13 protein-coding genes are annotated in these 19854 nt (G+C 70.8%); 4 read left to right on the top strand and 9 right to left on the bottom strand.

The features are described from left to right. Positions 1–158: 158 nt before the first annotated feature. The 3 genes from ACZ62B_RS11000 to ACZ62B_RS10990 form a co-directional block, all read right to left on the bottom strand. A complete protein-coding gene (locus ACZ62B_RS11000; protein ID WP_468722239.1) occupies positions 159–1400 on the bottom strand; it encodes a trypsin-like serine protease in 1242 nt (413 codons plus the stop codon). A 261-nt stretch (positions 1401–1661) separates the two neighbouring features. Continuing rightward, entirely contained in the window at positions 1662–3845 is a 2184-nt protein-coding gene (locus ACZ62B_RS10995; protein WP_468722241.1) for a trypsin-like serine protease, read from the bottom strand. 46 nt (positions 3846–3891) lie between these two features. Further along, entirely contained in the window at positions 3892–4434 is a 543-nt protein-coding gene (locus tag ACZ62B_RS10990) for a hypothetical protein (RefSeq protein WP_344566077.1), read from the bottom strand. A gap of 527 nt (positions 4435–4961) precedes the next feature. Between ACZ62B_RS10990 and ACZ62B_RS10985 the strand changes: the two genes are divergently transcribed. Beyond that, positions 4962–8342, top strand: a complete 3381-nt coding sequence (locus tag ACZ62B_RS10985; RefSeq protein ID WP_469689930.1) for an ALF repeat-containing protein — start codon at positions 4962–4964, stop codon at positions 8340–8342. A gap of 167 nt (positions 8343–8509) precedes the next feature. Continuing rightward, positions 8510–8908: a nuclear transport factor 2 family protein gene (locus tag ACZ62B_RS10980; RefSeq protein ID WP_344560831.1), complete on the top strand. Its 399-nt coding sequence runs from the start codon at positions 8510–8512 to the stop codon at positions 8906–8908. 94 nt (positions 8909–9002) lie between these two features. On the opposite strand, the gene tuf is transcribed toward ACZ62B_RS10980, so the two are convergent. From tuf to ACZ62B_RS10955, 5 genes are all read right to left on the bottom strand, one after another. Beyond that, a complete protein-coding gene (tuf, locus tag ACZ62B_RS10975; RefSeq protein WP_030823490.1) occupies positions 9003–10196 on the bottom strand; it encodes an elongation factor Tu in 1194 nt (397 codons plus the stop codon). Positions 10197–10365: 169 nt separating this feature from the next. Next, positions 10366–12492 carry an elongation factor G gene (gene fusA / locus ACZ62B_RS10970; protein ID WP_344560849.1) on the bottom strand — a complete coding sequence of 709 codons (2127 nt, stop codon included), beginning with the start codon at positions 12490–12492 and terminating at the stop codon, positions 10366–10368. Between the two features lie 39 nt (positions 12493–12531). Beyond that, on the bottom strand, positions 12532–13002 hold the full coding sequence (rpsG, locus tag ACZ62B_RS10965) for a 30S ribosomal protein S7 (protein WP_003992340.1): 471 nt from the start codon (positions 13000–13002) through the stop codon (positions 12532–12534). Positions 13003–13004: 2 nt separating this feature from the next. Then, positions 13005–13376: a 30S ribosomal protein S12 gene (gene rpsL, locus ACZ62B_RS10960; protein WP_003948652.1), complete on the bottom strand. Its 372-nt coding sequence runs from the start codon at positions 13374–13376 to the stop codon at positions 13005–13007. A 278-nt stretch (positions 13377–13654) separates the two neighbouring features. After that, positions 13655–14197, bottom strand: a complete 543-nt coding sequence (locus ACZ62B_RS10955; RefSeq protein WP_344560851.1) for a DUF1707 and DUF4190 domain-containing protein — start codon at positions 14195–14197, stop codon at positions 13655–13657. 219 nt (positions 14198–14416) lie between these two features. Between ACZ62B_RS10955 and ACZ62B_RS10950 the strand changes: the two genes are divergently transcribed. Together ACZ62B_RS10950 and ACZ62B_RS10945 are read left to right on the top strand one after the other, a co-directional pair. After that, on the top strand, positions 14417–14683 hold the full coding sequence (locus ACZ62B_RS10950) for a hypothetical protein (protein ID WP_469689925.1): 267 nt from the start codon (positions 14417–14419) through the stop codon (positions 14681–14683). 33 nt (positions 14684–14716) lie between these two features. Then, positions 14717–15742 carry a hypothetical protein gene (locus ACZ62B_RS10945; protein WP_469689923.1) on the top strand — a complete coding sequence of 342 codons (1026 nt, stop codon included), beginning with the start codon at positions 14717–14719 and terminating at the stop codon, positions 15740–15742. Between the two features lie 125 nt (positions 15743–15867). Here the strand turns inward: ACZ62B_RS10945 and ACZ62B_RS10940 are convergent, their stop codons facing one another. Further along, the gene (locus tag ACZ62B_RS10940; RefSeq protein ID WP_344560857.1) at positions 15868–19767 is read right to left on the bottom strand and encodes a DNA-directed RNA polymerase subunit beta'; all 3900 of its coding nucleotides are present in this window, start codon (positions 19765–19767) and stop codon (positions 15868–15870) included. Positions 19768–19854 lie beyond the last annotated feature (87 nt).

Raw genomic sequence — 19854 nt, 5'->3', positions numbered from 1 at the left:
CCCGGCCCTATCACCGCGCTATCCCGTCCGTCCGGCCGTCCTTCGGCGGGCCCGGCCGGACGGACGGGACGGGCGCCCCGGACGCCGACAGCGCGTCCGGGGCACCCGTCCTCGTTCCGTGCGGCCCGCCCGTCGCGGGCGCCTCACCCGTACGGGGGTCAGCCCATCGGCAGCGGGGACGGAGCCGCCGGGGCGGCGCCCACGACACGGAAGTTGTCGGCGTGCGCCAGCGTGAAGCGCTCCCAGCCACCGGCGACGCTGTCCGAACGGGCCCGCAGCTGACCCGCGTCCTCGCCGGTGTAGTTGGCCTCGGTCACGACGTACTTGCCGTTCGCCCGCGACTGCAGGGCGTACTTCTGGTCCCCCTGGGGCACCAGCGTGTACAGCTCCCACCCTCCGGTCACGGATTCGCTGCGGGCACGCAGCATCCCCTCGTGGTCACCGGTCCGGTTCAGCTCGGTGGCGACGAAGAGACGGCTGGCCTCGGACCGGAGCGCCACGGTCGTCCCGTTGTCACGGGTGTGGAAGGTGAACTGTTCCCAGCCCGCCACCGTGTCGCTGCGCGCCCGCAGCCGGCCCTGGTTCTCACCGGTGGTGGTCACCGCGGCGGACACGTACTTGTCGTTCGCCTGCGCCTTCAGCGACCAGCGGGCGACCCGGGCGCCGATCCAGTCCGTGATGTCGTCCAGCCGGGTGCTGACGGCGTCGGTGCCGGTGACGCTCTCGTCCACGCCGAAGCAGCCGCCCTGCGAGGACCGGCTGCTGACCGCGACGAGCTCGACGCCCTGGCCGGTCTCGCGCAGGACCGGGCCGCCGGCGTCGCCGGCGCAGACCGCGGCGCCGTCCTTGCCCTCGATGTCCAGCTCCGCGGCACGGGTACCGGTGGCGGAGAACGCGCCGACGTGCAGCCGGGTGGGCGCCCACTCGTCCTGCGTGCGGCCGTAGCCGGCGACGGCCAACGACTCTCCCCCGGCGGGTGCCACGGTACCGAGCGGCACGGGGGCGACGGTCCGCACCGGCGAGGACAACCGTGCCAGCACGAGATCCCGGTCGACGCGCGGGACCAGCTCCACGATGTCCCGCACCTCACCGCCCGCCGCCGTCAGGTCGGTTCGCCCGATGGTCGCTTCGGCGGGAACGGGAGGCGCTCCCGCGGCGACCGACGCGTACTGGGCGGGGTCCTCGGCGAAGCAGCTCGCCGCCGTGGCGATCCACCGCTCCTCGACGAGCACCCCGGAACAGGCGCGGTCCGTGTCGCCTATCTCGATTCTCGCGACGTAGGGCTTCTCCCCGTCGCCCGCCGAGCCGCCCACCGTCGCCTGCGCCGGGCCGGCGACGAGCGTTCCCGCCATCATCAGCGCACCGGCGAAGCACGCCCCGTATCTCTTTCCCTTGCTCACGCTTCTGCTCCTGTCACAACTCGTCGACCGACTTCTCATGTGATGGCCGGCTTCTTTCCGGTCGCTCGGATCAAAGTTCCGTCCACGCGCGGCACACCCCGGGCGTACGGCCGTACGGAAGCCGTCACCGAGGACGGGCGTGCGGACCCGCAGGAGTCCGTCAGGGGCCGACGGGCCCCGCCCGGCTGCACGGGATCGCCGTCTCCGCCGTGCGGGTCCCGGGGAGGCCGTCGCCGCCCCGGGGCCCGCACGGTCGGTGGTTCAGCGCATCGTCATGCCGAAGGCCTTGCCGGTCAGCGGCAGTCCGCCCTGGCCCGGCTGATGGGTGGTCACGGTGCCGCCCGTGCCGCCCATCGCGTTCGACCACGGCAGGGCGTGGACGGCTCCGCGTTCTGCGGGGCCGTGCGGCATGCCGATCCACAGGTGGGTGCCGGTGCCGTTCAGGTAGCCGCCCACGCGCTGCGACGGCCCCGGGGTCCCCGGCAGACCGCGGGCGTTGCCGGCCTCGATCCAGTGGTCGGAGTCACCGGGCGCGTCCAGGAGCGAGAAGGTCTGCACCATGCCCGCATCCGTGGCCGTGCCGATGTCCTTTCCGGGCACGCCGACCGCCAGCAGCATCGTCCCGGCGGTGCCCGGCGCGTCCGGAGCGGTGTTCACGGCGGCCACCTCGGCACCGAAGCCGTCACCGGCCGCCGAGGCGCCGTTGACGCCCTCGACTCCCTGGTGAACGGTTGCCAGCTGCGTCACGGCACCCGCCGCCGCGACCCTGAGAGTGGTCACCTGTCCGGCTCCCGCGAAGGAGTCCGTGCCCACCCAGAGGGTCTCACCGGGTGTGCCGACGGCGATGACCGAGTCGGTCGCGGCAGCGGCACCGGACGGACGGTACGCGGTCATCGACAGTGACGCACCGAACAGGTCACCGGCTTCGGCGGCGTCGCTGATTCCGTCGGTCTCCTGGTCGACCGTGGCCACGGGCGCGGGGATGCCGTCCGCGCTCAGCTCGTGCTTCAGGACGTGCACCGCACCGGCGTCCGAGGACTCGCCCGGTGCGCCGATCGCGAGGTGGTTCGGGGAACCCGCGACGGAGGCACCGAACCGGTCCCCGTCCCCGATGACACCCGCCACGCCCGGGTCGTCCTGGTGGATCGAGACGTTGGTCGTGCCCCGGAGGTAGTACGCCAGACCCGCGTGCACATGGCCCTTGAGGTTCTTGCCGGGCACCCCTATCAGCAGATAGGGCTCGCCGGTGGCGGTCCGGCCGGCCGCCAGGGAAGCGCCCATCAGGTCGTCCTTCTCGGACGCCCGCTCCTTGATCGCTCCGGTGCCCGTGCCCTGCTGAAGGTTGAACGAGGCCTTGCCGAGGCCCAAGCCCTCCCGGGAGCCGTAGAGCACGGTCACCTGGCCGCCGTCCACCACGTCGCCGATGTCCTCCGTGGGGACGCCCACGGCCAGGTCGGTGCAACCGTCCTCGTCGTGGTCGAGCACGGCCAGCGTCCTGCCGAAGGCGTCGCCGGCCTCGGCACCGCCGGTCACCAGACCGAGGTCCTGGTGAATCACCGCGGACTCGCGTCCGCCGCCGTAGACGACGCGCACCAGACCGGCGCCGGACTGGCTGTTCACCGAGGCCGTCGGGTCGCCGACCGCGACGTCCTCGGTGCCGTCGCAGTCGAAGTCGGTCACCCGGGTCGCGCCGACTCTGCCCGCCACCCAGTCCTTCAGGTCGTCGACACGGACGGCGATGCCACCGGTGCGGGTCCCATCCGCATCGGCGCCGAAACAACCCCCCTGCCAGGAACGGCTGTTGATGGCGACCAGAGAGGGCTGACCACCCGTCACCCGGACCGTGGGTCCGCCCGCGTCGCCCATGCAGACGGCGGCACCGTCCTTGCCGGTGACCGCGGCGGTGGTGGCGTCGACGGCGTCCACCGAGAACGCGCCGGTGTGCAGCTTCAGCGGGGCCCACTCGCCCTCGGTGCGGCCGTATCCGGCGACGCGCAGCTCCTCTCCCGCCGTGGGCGCGGTGGTGGCCAGGGCGACGGTGGCGGATGTGGTGACCGGCCGGGAGAGGCGGGCGAGGACCAGGTCACGGTCGGTACGCGGGACCAGTTCCACGACCTGCCGGACCACGCCCTGGCTGGTGGTGAGGTCGGCACGGCCGATGGTCGCGGTCGTCTTCAGTTTCGGCGCTCCGGCGGGCACCGCCAGGCTCGCAGCCGGGTCGTCGGCGAAGCAACTGGCCGCCGTGAGCAGCCATTCGGCATGGACGAGGGTGCCGGAGCAGGCACGCGCGCCGTCGCCGATGTCGAGGCGCGCGGTGTAGGCGTAGGTGGTGTCGTCGGTGGCCGAGCCGGTCACGGCGGCGCCGGGTGCGGCGGTCAGCATCGCGGATCCCGCGATCAGGACCGCGGACAGCGCGGTGAGGCGCACAGGTCTGGTGTGTCGCATGAGTCAGTCCCTAGTGGCAGGTCTGGCGGGAGGAGTCGACCGGCCGCTACTTGGAGGTCCTGATCTCCACGAGCGTGTGGGGGCCGCTCTCCGGGTCGGCGGTCTGGCCGACGGGGGTCCAGGTGTTCTGGGTGATGTCGAAGGTGCGTTCCTCACCGCCGACGGTCATGTCGACCTGGGACTGGTAGTCGTTGCCCCGCACGGCGTACACGGCGGGCATCTCCAGGGCGAGGTAGCCCTCGTCGCCGGTGACGCGGAAGCAGAACGGGGTGGTGTGGCCGGTCGCCCAGACCTGCAGCGGGTTCTCCACGGAACCGCAGTCGGTGAGGACGATGTGGCCGTCGCCGCGCTTGAGCAGGATGCCCCGCTCCTGGAGGATCCGGTCGGCCTGCGGATAGTCGAACGTCTCCACGGCGTAGCCCGGGGCCTCGTCCGCCACCGGGGCGACGGCGGCGCCGCCGTCCTGACCGCCGGCGGACCCCATGGCGAGGAGACCGGCGACGGCCGCCGCCACGGCGGTGACACCGAGCACCCTCCGGACGCCTGCGCCGGCCACTCCGCGCTTCGTGAGCAGTCTCTTCACGGACATTCCTTCTCCATCCTGGTGCGGAAAAGCCTGTGGCGGTCCGCGGTTCTCCGGCCACGGAAGCCAGGAGCGGCCCGGGCCCCGCCGGTGCCGGACATTCATCAGCAGGGCGCTATCCACCGGACGATCACGCCGCCAACTCCCCCCTTTCACCGGGCGGACAAAGTTCCGCGATCCGGGTGGCCGGCCGTGTCCGTGACAGCGGCGGGATAGCGCCGGAACCGGTCCCGTGAAGGTGCCGCTTCCTAGCCTGCGGGGCGAAGAGACGCCGGCACCGGCGGGACGGGGGGAGAGGAGCGGCCGACGCCGAGGGATCCTGCCGAACGCCGTGTGCCCCTGCGCCCCTGAAGCCGGATCAGGAACCGTTCCGGCCCTGCGGCGCACGGCCCGTCCAGGACCGCTTCGCGACGACCGCACGTACCGCCTGCCCACCGGTGCGAGGGCGTTCCTCCGAACGACGAGCGGCGTCCGGCCGTTTCCCGCCGGCGTCCGCGGCCAGGTGCCCCGACCGAGGAGTGGGTCAGCGAGCGATGAGTACGAAGCTGTGGAACCGAAGGAAATTCCTGCAGACACTGGTGGCCGGCACCGCCGGTGCGGTGGCCTATCAGGCACTGGGCCCGGCCGCCGCGCGCGCGTACGCCACCGACGCGCCGGGAAGCGTCCTCCCCGACACGGACCGGGCCAGAGCGGTGGAGGCCTGGCAGACCGGCGGCACGGCGATACGTGCGGCCGCGGCGGCGGCACTGGTCGGTCCGGACGCGGACGTACGCCAGTTCCTGGACGTGGAGCTGCCCCGCCAGAAGGCCGAGGACCACCGGATGGCGGTGCTGAGGCTCATGACCGCGGCCGGGGCCTCCGTGCGGGCGGCCGCGAACACGGCCCTGTCCGGCACCGACGCCGATGTCGCGGCCTTCATGGCCTCGGGCTACCGGGAGCCCCGGACCGAGGACCTGCGGATCGCCACGCTCACCGTCATGAACAACGGCGGCGCGGCGGCGAAGCGGGCGGGGCAGGCGGCGCTGGACGCCGCCACCACCGAGGCTCTGGAGACCTTCCTGAGCACCGGCCTGGAGACCGCGCGGGCCGAGGACGACCGCATGGAGACCCTGCAGATCATGACGCAGGGCGGTCCCGAGGTGAAGACCTACGCCACCCGGGCACTGGACGGCACCGCCGAGGACGTGCGCTGGTTCCTGAAGACCGGTCAGCACATCGCCCGGGCCCGCGACCAGGAGTCCCTCACCGTCACCCAGCTGGTGCAGGCCGTGGAGGCGGCCGGCAAGCGCGCCAAGCAGGAGACCGACCAGGCGGTGGATGCCTCCGAGCGGGCGAAGACCGCCGCGGCCGCCGCCAAGGCCGCCGCCCAGGAGGCCGCCCGGGAGGCCGAGGCGGCCCAGGGCGATGCCCGGCAGGCCGGTGCGGCCGCGGACCGCGCGGCCAAGGCGGCCCAGGGCGCGGCCTCCGCGGCGCGTACCGCGATCATCGCCTCCAACACGGCGGTGTCGGCCTCCCACCGCGCCTCGGAGGCCGCCCAGGCGGCCGCCTCCGCGGCCGCTGTCGCGGGCCGTGCCGCCGCGGGCGCCTACAACGCGGCGATCGCCGCGTCCAAGGACGCCTCGAAGGCGTCCGCGGCACGGGCCGCGGCCGAGGGCGCCCGCGACGCCGCGGCCGGTGCCCGCAAGGCCGCGGCCGCCGCGGGCGCCGCCGCGACCGCGAGCGACCAGTCCAGGGTGGCCGGTGCCGCCGCGGCCTCCGCCGCGCAGAACGCCGCCGCCGCGGCGACGGCCGCCGCCAACGCCGCCGCCGCGTCCGGGGTGGCGAACCAGCAGGCACAGCGGGCCCGGGCCGCCGCGGCCGAGGCCAACGCCGCCGCCGCACGGGCCACCGCCGCCGCCGGACGCGCCGAGAGCCTCGCGTCCACCGCCGCCACCGCCGCCCGGCAGGCGAGGGACGCCGCCAACCGGGCGGCGGAGCACGCGGAGAACGCGGCGGAAGCGGCCGACGAGGCCGCCGCCCACGCGGGCGAGGCCCTGGACTACGCGAACAAGTCCACCGCACACGCCGACGCCGCGGTGGAGGCCGCCAACACGGCCACCGAGGCCGTCCAGCGGGCCCAGGACGTCGAGCGGCTGGCCCGTGAGGCGGAGGCGCAGTTCATCGCCGACGACATGGAGACCGGCATGGCGGACGCCCGCCTGGTCGCCGCGTCCGAGACAGCGTACGTACAGGACTGGGAGCGGCTCGCCACCCAGGGCGGGGCCATGCTGGACGACGTCGCCGACCGGCTCGACCAGGCGGCGGCGGCTCTCGCCGCCGGTGACCGGGCGGCGGCGGTGGACCACGGGCGCCGGGCGGCGGTCGGCCTGCTCGGGGCCACCGGTACCTGGACCCGTGACGCCGCCGCGTTCGCGCTCTCCGGCTCCGACGCGGACGTCCTGGCCTGGCTCGACGCCGACCGGGAACTGGCGCAGGACCAGGACGACCGGGACTCGGTGGTCTACACGGCGCGGATCGGTCCCTCCGCGTTCGGTGAGGCGGCGCAGGCCGTCCTCGACCAGGACGACCCGGCGGTGGTGCGCAGATTCCTCACCCAGGACGCCCACCAGGTGCTCCTGGAGGACTACCGCGTGCGGGCCCTGCGGCTCCTGAACGACTCCGGTCCCTCCGTGACCGCCGCCGCGTCCGCCGCCCTCGACGACGGGACCGCGGAAGCCCTGCGGAACTTCCTCTACGACGGGTACCGCCTGGCCCAGATGGAGGACGACCGGATCACCGTCCTTTCCGTCATCGAGCAGGGCGGCGCGTACACCCGGGCGGCCGGCCAGATCGCGATGGACGGCTCGGCCGGGATGCGCCGCAGCTTCGTCCAGGAGGTGCAGTACCGGGCGGCCCAGCTCGACCACGACGCCGCCACCCACGTCGCCGCCATCCGCGCGGCCATCGCCCACGCGGCGAGCATCGCCGCCAAGGCACAGGTGAACGCCGCACTGGCGAGCAAGGCCGCGGCGGAGGCGCGGAAGGCGGCGAGCGAGGCCCAGCAGTGGGCGGACCGGGCCGACGACTCCGCGGCGGAGGCGGCGAACCACGCCCAGCAGGCACGGGACGACGCGGACGCCGCGGACCGGTCCGCGGCCGACGCGGCGGCCTCGGCCCAGCGGGCGCGGGAGGCCGCGGCCACCGCCCGGCGCGCCGCCCGCAGCGCCAACTACTCGGCCAACTCGGCCGTCGCCTCCGCCCAGCAGGCCTCGGCGTCGGCGCAGAGCGCCCAGCGGTCCGCGTCCTCCGCCCGTGCCTCGGCCCTGGAGGCCCAGCAGGACGCCACCGCGGCGGCCGCCGCGGCCAGCGAGGCCAAGCACATCGCGGCCGATCTGCGCCGGAAGGAGCAGGCCGCCGCCGCCCGTGAGGCGGCCGAGGCGGCCCGCCGCCGCGAGGAGGCGGGCACCGATCCCACGAACACCTCGGAGAACGACCGGGCCGACGTACCGGGGAACAGCAAGGAGGACTGGGCCGACACCGCGGACGAACTGCAGCGGTACTCGAACTACCTGGGCATCGCCGCCGGAGGCCTGGGGCTGGCGGCGGCCGGTGCGGCCCTCATACCGGGGGGCCAGCCCGTGGCCGCCTTCCTCGGTGCCACCGCCCTGGGCCTGCAGGTCGCCAGCCTCACCCTCGACGTGGTCGCGCTGGGCATGACCGCCTACGCGGAAGGCATCACCAGCAAGGAATTCCTGATGGACGCGTCCGCCAGCGCGTGGAACGTCGTCACGGGGGTCAGGTTCATCCGTTCCGTCAGCGGCTTCGCGGCCCACGGAACCGGCGCCTTCCAGTCGGCGCTCGACTCCGGGAAGGAAGTGGCGTCCTCGACGTTCGGTCTCTTCAAGGACGAGGTGACGGATTTCTTCGGCTTCTAGGAACAGCGTCCCCGGCGGCCGCCGGAGCGGGATCCCCCGCTCCGGCGGCCGCCGGCACCGGGCAGGACCCCCGCCCCACCCACCGCCGTCCCCATAGTCCGATCAGTCCCCACGGTCCGATCAGTCGCCTCGGGCCGTTGATCGGCGCGAACGCAGCAGGAACCTCCATGGATGACCGCTTTCCCGTGCAACCCGAACCGCTCCGGCCGACCACCCTGGTCACGGCCGTCGGGGCCGAGCACGTACGCCTGATGTACCACTACCTCGACCGGGGCGACCTCGACGCCTGCGGATCCCTGCTGGACGAGCAGGTGCGGTTCGAACTCCCCGGCAGAGCGGCCGTGCACGGGCGGAACGCCGTGCACCGGGTGCGCCGCGCGCTCCTCCGCGACGGGCTCCCGCACCACATCGAGCGTCTCGTGGTGCGGGGCGCGAGCGTCGTCGCGGTGGGCCGGCACGCCCCCTTGGGGCAGCGGGAGCCGATTCGCTTCGTCGACGTCCTCACCCTCTCCCCGCACGCGATGGTGCGCAGTTGCACCCGCTCCCACCGCACACCGCCGCGGTGAGCCGGACCGCGCACGACGAAAGGGCCCGCACGACCGAAGTCGTGCGGGCCCTCTCAGGTGCTCGCGCTGGAGCTACCAGGTCAGATCAGCAAGCTCACTTGTTGATCTTGGTGACCTGGCCGGCGCCCACGGTCCGGCCACCCTCACGGATGGCGAACTTCAGGCCCTCCTCCATGGCGACGGGCTGGATGAGCTCCACCTTCATCTCGGTGTTGTCACCCGGCATGACCATCTCGGTGCCCTCGGGGAGGGTCACGACGCCGGTCACGTCCGTCGTACGGAAGTAGAACTGCGGGCGGTAGTTGTTGAAGAAGGGGGTGTGACGGCCACCCTCGTCCTTCGACAGGATGTAGGCCTGGGCCTCGAACTCGGTGTGCGGGGTGACCGAACCGGGCTTGATGATGACCTGGCCGCGCTCGACGTCCTCGCGCTTGATGCCGCGGAGCAGCAGACCGACGTTCTCACCGGCCTGGCCCTCGTCGAGCAGCTTGCGGAACATCTCGATGCCGGTGACCGTGGTGGTGGTCTTCTCGGTCTTGATGCCGATGATGTCGACGGTCTCGTTGACCTTGAGGACACCACGCTCGATGCGGCCGGTGACGACCGTACCGCGACCGGTGATGGTGAAGACGTCCTCGATCGGCATCAGGAACGGCTTGTCGACGTCACGCTCGGGCTGCGGGATGGACTCGTCCACGGCCTTCATCAGCTCGAGGACGGAGTTGCCCCACTCCTTGTCGCCCTCGAGGGCCTTGAGCGCGGAGACCTTGACGACCGGAACGTCGTCGCCCGGGAACTCGTACTCGGAGAGCAGCTCACGGACCTCGAGCTCGACGAGCTCCAGGATCTCCTCGTCGTCCACCATGTCGGCCTTGTTCAGGGCGACGACGATGTACGGAACGCCGACCTGGCGGGCCAGGAGCACGTGCTCCTTGGTCTGCGGCATCGGGCCGTCGGTGGCGGCGACCACGAGGATGGCGCCGTCCATCTGCGCCGCACCCGTGATCATGTTCTTGATGTAGTCCGCGTGACCGGGGCAGTCGACGTGGGCGTAGTGACGCGTCTCGGTCTGGTACTCGACGTGCGCGATGGAGATGGTGATACCGCGCTGGCGCTCTTCGGGAGCCTTGTCGATCTGGTCGAAGGCCGAGGCCTCGTTCAGGTCCGGGTACGCGTCGTGCAGCACCTTGGTAATGGCGGCCGTGAGGGTCGTCTTACCGTGGTCGATGTGACCGATGGTGCCGATGTTGACGTGCGGCTTAGTCCGCTCGAACTTCGCCTTCGCCACTGGGGTCCTCCTGTGGAGTGGTTCTGTACGCCTTACTTCATCGGCGCCAGGTGATCTTTGCTGGGAAACCCGGGCCCGGGGCATTCCGCCGGGTTGGCGGTGGAATGCCCCTTGCAGGCTCCGGGGTCAAGCCTAAAGCGTGTGAACGGGGTCCGTTAAACGGAGTCCGTTACTCGCCCTTGGCCTTCGCGATGATCTCCTCGGCGACGTTCCGCGGAACCTCGGCGTAGGAGTCGAACTGCATGGAGTAGCTGGCGCGGCCGGACGTCTTGCTGCGCAGGTCGCCGACGTAGCCGAACATCTCCGAGAGGGGCACGAGACCCTTCACGACGCGGGCACCGGCCCGCTCCTCCATGGCCTGGATCTGGCCACGGCGGGAGTTGATGTCGCCGATGACCTCACCCATGTAGTCCTCGGGCGTGGTGACCTCGACGGCCATCATCGGCTCCAGGAGCACGGGCGAAGCCTTGCGCGCGGCCTCCTTGAAGGCCTGCGAACCGGCGATCTTGAACGCGAGCTCGGAGGAGTCGACCTCGTGGTAGCCACCGTCGATGAGCGTGACGCGGACGCCCGTCATCTCGTAGCCGGCCAGGATGCCGAACTGCATGGCCTCCTGCGCACCGGCGTCCACCGAAGGGATGTACTCCTTCGGGATGCGGCCACCGGTCACCTTGTTCACGAACTCGTACGAGGCGTCGCCGCCCTCGATCGGCTCGATCGCGATCTGCACCTTGGCGAACTGACCGGTACCACCGGTCTGCTTCTTGTGGGTGTAGTCCACGCGCTCGACGGCCTTGCGGATCGTCTCGCGGTAGGCGACCTGGGGCTTGCCGACGTTGGCCTCGACCTTGAACTCACGGCGCATACGGTCGACCAGCACCTCGAGGTGCAGCTCGCCCATACCACCGATGATGGTCTGGCCCGTCTCCTCGTCCGAGTGGACCTGGAAGGACGGGTCCTCCTCGGCCAGACGCTGGATCGCGACGCCCAGCTTCTCCTGGTCGCCCTTCGACTTGGGCTCGATGGCGACCTGGATGACCGGCGCCGGGAAGTCCATGGACTCCAGGATGACCGGGTTCTTGTCGTCGGACAGCGTCTCACCGGTGGTGGTCTGCTTCAGGCCCATGACGGCGACGATGTCGCCGGCGCCCACCGACTCGATCTCCTCACGCTTGTTGGCGTGCATGCGGTAGATCTTGCCGATGCGCTCCTTCTTGCCCTTGACGGAGTTCAGCACGGCGGTGCCGGACTCCAGGCGGCCCGAGTAGACCCGGACGAAGGTGAGCTTGCCGAGGTGCGGGTCGCTCATGATCTTGAACGCGAGCGCGGCCAGCGGCTCGTCCTCGGACGGCTTGCGCTTGACGACGACCTCGGCGTCCTTGACGTCGTGGCCCTCGATGGCCTCGACGTCGAGCGGGGTCGGCAGGTAGCGCACGACCGCGTCGAGCAGGGGCTGGACGCCCTTGTTCTTGAACGCGGTGCCGCAGAACACCGGGGTGACGGTGGTCTCGTTGGACTTGCCGGAGGCGATGGTGATGCGACGGATCGCGGCGTACAGCTGCTCCTCGGTGGGCTCCTGGCCCTCCAGGTACAGCTCCATGATCTCTTCGTCGTTCTCGGCGACGGCCTCGACCAGCTTGCCGCGCCACTCCTCGGCGGCCTCGGTGTGCGTGGCCGGGATGTCGACGACGTCGTACATCTCGCCCTTGGCGGCCTCGGCGGACCACACGAGCGCCTTCATGCGGACCAGGTCCACGACGCCCTGGAAGTCGGCCTCGGCACCGATCGGGAGCTGCATGACGAGCGGCTGGGCGCCCAGACGGTCCGAGATCATGTCCACGCAGCGGTGGAACTCGGCGCCGGTACGGTCCAGCTTGTTGACGAAGCAGATGCGCGGGACGCCGTAACGGTCGGCCTGACGCCACACCGTCTCGGACTGCGGCTCGACACCGGCGACACCGTCGAACACGGTCACGGCACCGTCGAGCACACGCAGGGATCGCTCCACCTCGACGGTGAAGTCGACGTGCCCCGGGGTGTCGATGATGTTGATCGTGTAGTCGTTGTCCTCGAGCGGCCAGTGACAGGTGGTGGCAGCGGACGTGATCGTGATGCCACGCTCCTGCTCCTGCTCCATCCAGTCCATGGTGGCGGCGCCGTCGTGGACCTCACCGATCTTGTACGACACACCGGTGTAGAACAGGATCCGCTCGGTGGTGGTCGTCTTGCCCGCGTCGATGTGGGCCATGATCCCGATGTTGCGGACCTTGGCCAGGTCAAGTGAAGTGGTAGCCATAAGGCTTCAGTCTTCTCTCGGTCTCGATGTGGGTAGCGACTACCAGCGGTAGTGCGCGAAGGCCTTGTTGGACTCGGCCATCTTGTGCGTGTCCTCGCGCTTCTTCACAGCGGCACCCAGGCCGTTGGAGGCGTCGAGAAGCTCGTTGAGCAGACGCTCGGTCATGGTCTTCTCGCGACGGGCGCGGGAGTAACCGACCAGCCAGCGCAGCGCGAGCGTGTTGGCGCGACCGGGCTTGACCTCGATCGGGACCTGGTACGTCGCACCACCGACACGGCGGGACTTGACCTCGAGGGTCGGCTTGATGTTCTCCAGCGCGCGCTTCAGCGTGATGATCGGGTCGTTGCCCGTCTTCTCACGCAGACCCTCCATGGCGCCGTAGACGATGCGCTCGGCGGTGGAGCGCTTGCCGTTGAGCAGCACCTTGTTGATCAGGGAGGTCACCAGAGGAGAACCGTAGACCGGGTCGATGATGACCGGGCGCTTCGGGGCGGGGCCCTTACGAGGCATTCTTACTTCTCCTTCTTGGCGCCGTAACGGCTGCGAGCCTGCTTGCGGTTCTTGACACCCTGGGTGTCGAGGGAACCGCGGATGATCTTGTAGCGAACACCCGGCAGGTCCTTCACACGGCCGCCGCGCACGAGCACGATGGAGTGCTCCTGCAGGTTGTGTCCCTCACCCGGAATGTAGGCCGTGACCTCGATGCCGCTGGTCAGACGCACACGCGCGACCTTACGCAGGGCCGAGTTCGGCTTCTTCGGGGTGGTCGTGAACACACGCGTGCAGACGCCACGACGCTGAGGGGAACCCTCGAGTGCGGGCGTCTTGTTCTTCTCGACCTTGTCCTGCCGGCCCTTGCGGACCAGCTGCTGGATCGTAGGCACTACTTCTCCGGTTTCTGTGTGCCGAATGGTGAAGCTAACCTGGAACGTCACCGACCCACGCGGTCGGGTGTGTCGAATCCCGCGGACTTCCGCAGCAAGGCGGAAAGAACGTGTGGATTGCGGTGGCCGTTCATCGGCCCCCGGTGCGGTGTGATGGCACGCACGAAGGCCAGGGCACACCCCAGGCACAAGGTCTGAGCGTACCTATCGCATTCGCTGCGGTCAAAACAAATGGGCCCGACCCGCGCCGCCGGGCGGAACACGCCGGTCTTCGCTTGTCAACCGGAGGCCAGCGCGAGGGCGAACGACAGCAGCATCAGGACCACCCACGCCCCGTTCGCCAGCCAGCCGAGCGCCAGACCGGTCAGCGCCAGTCCGTCGCCCTCCTCCCCCGTGCGCGCGATCTCGGCCCGCGCCGTGTGCCCCAGGATCACCGCCGGGATGCCGGTGAGCCCGAAGGTGAACAGGCAGAGCCCGCCGCACACGGCGGAGGCGACCGCCTTGCCGTTCACCCGCGCCCGGGGCGCCGGCAGGAACACCGCCGGCACGGCGGGCGCGGCGGGCGGTACGGGCCCCTGCGGCAGGTCGGCCACCAGCAGCGCCAGCTCCCCCACCGTACGGGCGGCGTACGCCCGCGCGACCCTCCGGTCGAACTCGGGCTTCTCCAGCCGCCCCTCGCCGTAGCCGGCTCTGAGGACGTCCACGGCGCGCTCGCGGTCGGCGTGCGAGGCGAGCATCGCGGCGGCACCGGCGCCGGCCCACTGCTGCGGAACACCGCTCCCCTGCCACGGCTGCCACGGCTGCCACGACGGATGGGTCATGGAGCACCTCCCCCGTAATGGTCGGGCTCCCTCCATGATGCGCCCCACCGCCGTTTCCGACATCAGGGTGTCTCCGGGATCCCCGACCACTGCCGGACACCGGCAAGTTACGGCCGTAGGAAACAGCCGACGTCGGCACCTGTCTGCCCGGACCGCCCTCCTGCACTCTGGCACCGGTACAGCCGTCCGGCACAACGAGTTCGACGGGGGGACCTCACCATGACACCGAACCCGGGCATCCGGCCCGGCGGCCTCGACGCAGTCGACGTCGACGTCCGTCTGGCCGTCGTCGAGTACGACGACTGCCTCGCCGCCCACGGTCCGCGCGCCGACGACACCACCGTCCCGGGGCATGTCCTCGACGACTACGCGATCGCCCTGGACGTCCTCGCCCTGGCCCGCCGCGTGCCCACCGGCGACGTACCCGCGCTGCTCGCCGTGGGCACCAGAGCGCTGCTCCGCGTCCACCGCGCTCTCCACCCCTGACCGGGACCGCCGACAGGGCCGAACGGGGGAACCATGAACCGCACACCCGACGACAGCGCGCCCGCCCGCACCGGCGCCGGCCACACCCGCCGCTGGCCGAAGGCCCTGCTGCACGGCTGGATCGGCGGCACCGCCACCATGCTGTTCCTGCTGGTCGTCATCGGCGCGCTCCCGCTCGGCGACGGCACCGCGTTCCTGGTGCTCTACCTGGCCTTGACGGTGTCGCCGACGGTCGTCTCGTACCGCCTGCTGCCCCGCACCCGGCCGAAGCGCGAGGCGCCGAAGGCCACGGTCGAGGCCACCGCGGAAGCCGAGCGGGCCATCACCCGGTACGGCGAGTTGCTGCGCGCCCACCCCTACTCCCCCGGCGAGGCGGCCGACGCCGACGAGCTGACGGACTACCGCACGGCGCTCGACGCGTACGAGCAGGCCAAGCGGGTCGCGCCCGGGCGGGTGCCGACGGTCCTGGCCGGCGGCCGGGCGGCACTCGACCGGCTGAGCGCCGGCCACCGCACCGCCTCGGACATCGCCTGGAGCCGGGGGCGGGGCACGATGAGGCTGGCCCTGCCCAGGCCCGCTCCGGGCGTGCCCGCGGTGCTGGTCTTCGAGACCGACGTGAAGCAGTCCTTCTCCGTGCACACCCGCTCGGGCCGCGGGGGCCGCCGGCGGATCCTGCTGGACGGCGGGATGGGCCCGACGAGCGCGCACGTGGGTGTGCCCGCGCAGGACACCGACGTCCTGTTCGTGGAGGTCACCGCGTCCGGGCCCTGGCGCATCGCGCTGCGCCGCGTCGGCGAGGCCCGGCAGCTGACCGACGGTGGGTGGCTGCGCGGCCACGGCACGGAGACCGTGCTGAGGCGTGGCGGGTCCAAGGTGGTGGAGTTCGAGCACCGGGGCGACACGGACTTCACCGTCCGTCGGCTCACCCGGTCGTTCCGCCCGGCCGGCGTGCTCGCCGAGGGCCGGGGCGGCGCGAGGCTGAGCATCCCGGTTCCGGGCCGCTGCGTCCTGCGGATCGACGCGGTCGGGGACTGGAAGCTGCGCGACCCGGCCGCCTGAGCGGTTCCGCACGCGGGCGCCCGAGCGGCGCCGTACGGACGCGGCGGCGTCGTCGCCGTACGAACGCCGAAGGGCGGCCACCCCGTCGCGTACGGGGTGACCGCCCTTCGGTTCAGGCGACTCGCTTACTGGTTGTACGGACCGTAGTCGTAGTCCTCCAGCGGAACGGCCTGGCCGGAGCCCGTGCCGAACGGCGAGTAGTCGATGTCGTCGTAGCCGACGGCCGAGTACATAGCGGCCTTGGCCTCCTCGGTCGGCTCGACCCGGATGTTGCGGTAGCGGGACAGACCCGTACCGGCCGGGATGAGCTTACCGATGATGACGTTCTCCTTGAGGCCGATGAGGCTGTCGGACTTGGCGTTGATCGCCGCGTCCGTCAGGACTCGGGTCGTCTCCTGGAAGGAGGCGGCCGACAGCCAGGACTCCGTCGCCAGCGAGGCCTTGGTGATACCCATCAGCTGCGGACGACCGGAGGCCGGGTGACCGCCCTCCTGGACCACACGACGGTTCTCGGTCTCGAACTTCGAGCGCTCGACCAGCTCGCCGGGCAGCAGCTCGGCGTCGCCGGACTCGATGATCGTCACACGGCGGAGCATCTGCCGGATGATGATCTCGATGTGCTTGTCGTGGATCGACACGCCCTGCGAGTTGTAGACCTTCTGGACCTCGCCGACCAGGTGGACCTGGACGGCACGCTGACCCAGGATGCGCAGCACGTCGTGCGGGTTGGTGGCACCCACGGTGAGCTGCTGGCCCACCTCGACGTGGTCGCCCTCGCCGACCAGGACCTTGGCGCGCTTGGAGATCGGGAACGCCGTCTCGTCGCTGCCGTCGTCCGGGGTGACGACGATCTTCTTGGTCTTCTCGGTCTCCTCGATCCGCACGCGGCCGGAGGCCTCGGAGATCGGGGCGACACCCTTCGGGGTACGGGCCTCGAAGAGCTCGACGACACGGGGCAGACCCTGGGTGATGTCGTCACCGGCCACACCACCGGTGTGGAAGGTACGCATCGTCAGCTGGGTACCGGGCTCACCGATGGACTGGGCGGCGATGATGCCGACCGCCTCACCGATGTCGACCAGCTTGCCGGTGGCCAGCGAACGGCCGTAGCACATCGCGCAGGTGCCGACGGCGGACTCGCAGGTCAGGACCGAGCGGGTCTTGACCTCCTCGACGCCGCGGGAGACGAGCTCCTCGATGAGGACGTCGCCCAGGTCGGTGCCGGCCGGGGCCAGCACCTGTCCGTCGACCACGATGTCCTCGGCGAGGCAGCGCGCGTACACGGAGGTCTCGACGTCGCCCTCCTTGCGGAGCACGCCCGTCTCGTCCCGGCTCGCGATCTTGAGGCGCAGACCGCGGTCGGTGCCGCAGTCCTCCTCGCGGATGATGACGTCCTGGGAGACGTCGACCAGACGACGGGTGAGGTAACCCGAGTCGGCGGTACGCAGAGCGGTGTCCGCCAGACCCTTACGGGCACCGTGCGTGGAGATGAAGTACTCCAGCACGGACAGGCCCTCACGGAACGACGCCTTGATCGGACGCGGGATCGTCTCGTTCTTCGCGTTCGACACCAGACCACGCATACCGGCGATCTGACGCATCTGCATCATGTTGCCTCGTGCGCCCGAGTTCACCATCATGAAGATCGGGTTGGTCTTCGGGAAGTTGTCGTTCATCGCCTCGGCGACCTCGTTGGTCGCCTTGGTCCAGATGTTGATGAGCTCCTGCGTGCGCTCGTCCTTGGTGATCAGACCGCGCTCGTACTGCTTCTGGACCTTCTCGTCCTGCGCCTCGTAGCCGCGGACGATCTCCTTCTTCGCCTCGGGGACGACGACGTCGGAGATGGCGACGGTGACACCGGAACGGGTGGCCCAGAAGAAGCCGGACGCCTTCAGGTTGTCGAGCGTCGCCGCCACGATGACCTTCGGGTAGCGCTCGGCGAGGTCGTTGACGATCTCGGAGAGCTGCTTCTTGCCGACCTCGTAGTCGACGAACGGGTAGTCCTCGGGCAGCAGCTCGTTGAAGAGCGCGCGGCCCAGGGTGGTGTTCAGCCGGAAGCTGTCACCCTGCTGCCACTCGGGCTCGCCCTCCTCGCGCGCCGGCGGGGTCCAGCCGCGCGGCGGGATGGTGCCGACCGGGAAGCGGACGTCGATCTTCGACTGGAGCGACAGCTCGCCCGCGTCGAAGGCCATGATCGCCTCCGCGACCGAGGCGAAGGAACGGCCCTCGCCCTTGAGGTCGCGCATCTCGCCGTCGGTGGTGAGGAAGAACAGACCGAGGACCATGTCCTGGGTCGGCATCGTCACCGGACGGCCGTCGGCCGGCTTGAGGATGTTGTTCGAGGACAGCATCAGGATGCGGGCCTCGGCCTGCGCCTCCGCGGACAGCGGCAGGTGCACGGCCATCTGGTCACCGTCGAAGTCCGCGTTGAACGCGGTGCAGACGAGCGGGTGGATCTGGATGGCCTTGCCCTCGACCAGCTGCGGCTCGAAGGCCTGGATGCCGAGGCGGTGCAGCGTGGGCGCACGGTTCAGCAGGACCGGGTGCTCCGCGATGACCTCTTCCAGCACGTCGTACACGACCGTGCGGCCGCGCTCGACCATGCGCTTGGCCGACTTGATGTTCTGCGCGTGGTTCAGGTCGACCAGGCGCTTCATCACGAACGGCTTGAAGAGCTCCAGCGCCATCGCCTTCGGCAGACCGCACTGGTGCAGCTTCAGCTGCGGGCCGACGACGATCACGGAACGCGCCGAGTAGTCGACTCGCTTGCCGAGCAGGTTCTGACGGAAGCGGCCCTGCTTGCCCTTGAGCATGTCGGACAGCGACTTCAGCGGACGGTTGCCGGGGCCCGTCACCGGGCGGCCACGACGGCCGTTGTCGAAGAGCGCGTCGACGGCCTCCTGGAGCATCCGCTTCTCGTTGTTCACGATGATCTCGGGCGCGCCGAGGTCGAGAAGCCGCTTCAGGCGGTTGTTGCGGTTGATGACACGGCGGTACAGGTCGTTCAGGTCGGAGGTCGCGAAGCGGCCACCGTCCAGCTGCACCATCGGACGCAGGTCCGGCGGGATGACCGGCACGCAGTCGAGCACCATGCCCTTGGGGCTGTTGGACGTCTGCAGGAACGCGGAGACGACCTTCAGCCGCTTGAGCGCACGGGTCTTCTTCTGGCCCTTGCCGGTGCGGATGATCTCGCGGAGACGCTCGGCCTCCTCCTCCAGGTCGAAGGACTCCAGGCGCTTCTGCAGCGCCGCGGCACCCATCGAGCCGTCGAAGTACGTGCCGAAGCGGTCACGCAGCTCGCGGTAGAGCAGCTCGTCGCCCTCGAGGTCCTGGACCTTGAGGTTCTTGAACCGGGTCCACACCTCGTCGAGGCGGTCGATCTCGCGCTGCGCGCGGTCGCGCAGCTGCTTCATCTCGCGCTCGGCGCCCTCGCGCACCTTGCGGCGCACGTCGGCCTTGGCGCCCTCGGCCTCCAGCTCGGCCAGGTCGGTCTCGAGCTTCTTGGCGCGGGCCTCCAGGTCGGCGTCGCGGCGGTTCTCGACCTGCTGGCGCTCGACGGAGACGTGGGCCTCCAGCGAGGGCAGGTCGCGGGTGCGGCGCTCCTCGTCGACGTACGTGATCATGTACGCCGCGAAGTAGATGACCTTCTCCAGGTCCTTCGGGGCGAGGTCGAGCAGGTAGCCGAGGCGCGACGGGACGCCCTTGAAGTACCAGATGTGCGTGACGGGCGCGGCCAGCTCGATGTGGCCCATCCGCTCGCGGCGCACCTTGGCGCGCGTGACCTCGACGCCACAGCGCTCACAGATGATGCCCTTGAAGCGGACGCGCTTGTACTTGCCGCAGTAGCACTCCCAGTCCCGGGTCGGACCGAAGATCTTCTCGCAGAAGAGTCCGTCCTTCTCGGGCTTGAGGGTGCGGTAGTTGATGGTCTCGGGCTTCTTGACCTCGCCGTGGCTCCACTGACGGATGTCGTCCGCGGTGGCCAGGCCGATCCGGAGCTCGTCGAAGAAGTTGACGTCGAGCACTATGCGTCAATCCCTCTCAGGGTCGTGAGTCTTGGGGTCTGATACGGGGGTCCTGGGGCGGGCGGCCCGTTGTTCGGCGGGCCGCCC

The sequence above is a fragment of the Streptomyces sp. NPDC053426 genome (assembly GCF_055585405.1).
The sequence above is the reverse complement of the archived record's forward strand: the minus strand, read 5'-3'. Positions and strand labels throughout refer to the sequence as shown.

Bases quoted from the DNA above. Each gene is read 5' to 3' on its own strand.
- ACZ62B_RS10980 (WP_344560831.1), top strand. From the start codon at position 8,510: ATGGATGACCGCTTTCCCGTGCAACCCGAACCGCTCCGGCCGACCACC.
- ACZ62B_RS10950 (WP_469689925.1), top strand. From the start codon at position 14,417: ATGACACCGAACCCGGGCATCCGGCCCGGCGGCCTCGACGCAGTCGAC.
- ACZ62B_RS10990 (WP_344566077.1), bottom strand. From the start codon at position 4,434: ATGTCCGTGAAGAGACTGCTCACGAAGCGCGGAGTGGCCGGCGCAGGC.
- ACZ62B_RS10995 (WP_468722241.1), bottom strand. From the start codon at position 3,845: ATGCGACACACCAGACCTGTGCGCCTCACCGCGCTGTCCGCGGTCCTG.
- ACZ62B_RS10945 (WP_469689923.1), top strand. From the start codon at position 14,717: ATGAACCGCACACCCGACGACAGCGCGCCCGCCCGCACCGGCGCCGGC.
- rpsG (WP_003992340.1), bottom strand. From the start codon at position 13,002: ATGCCTCGTAAGGGCCCCGCCCCGAAGCGCCCGGTCATCATCGACCCG.
- ACZ62B_RS10955 (WP_344560851.1), bottom strand. From the start codon at position 14,197: ATGACCCATCCGTCGTGGCAGCCGTGGCAGCCGTGGCAGGGGAGCGGT.
- fusA (WP_344560849.1), bottom strand. From the start codon at position 12,492: ATGGCTACCACTTCACTTGACCTGGCCAAGGTCCGCAACATCGGGATC.
- ACZ62B_RS10985 (WP_469689930.1), top strand. From the start codon at position 4,962: ATGAGTACGAAGCTGTGGAACCGAAGGAAATTCCTGCAGACACTGGTG.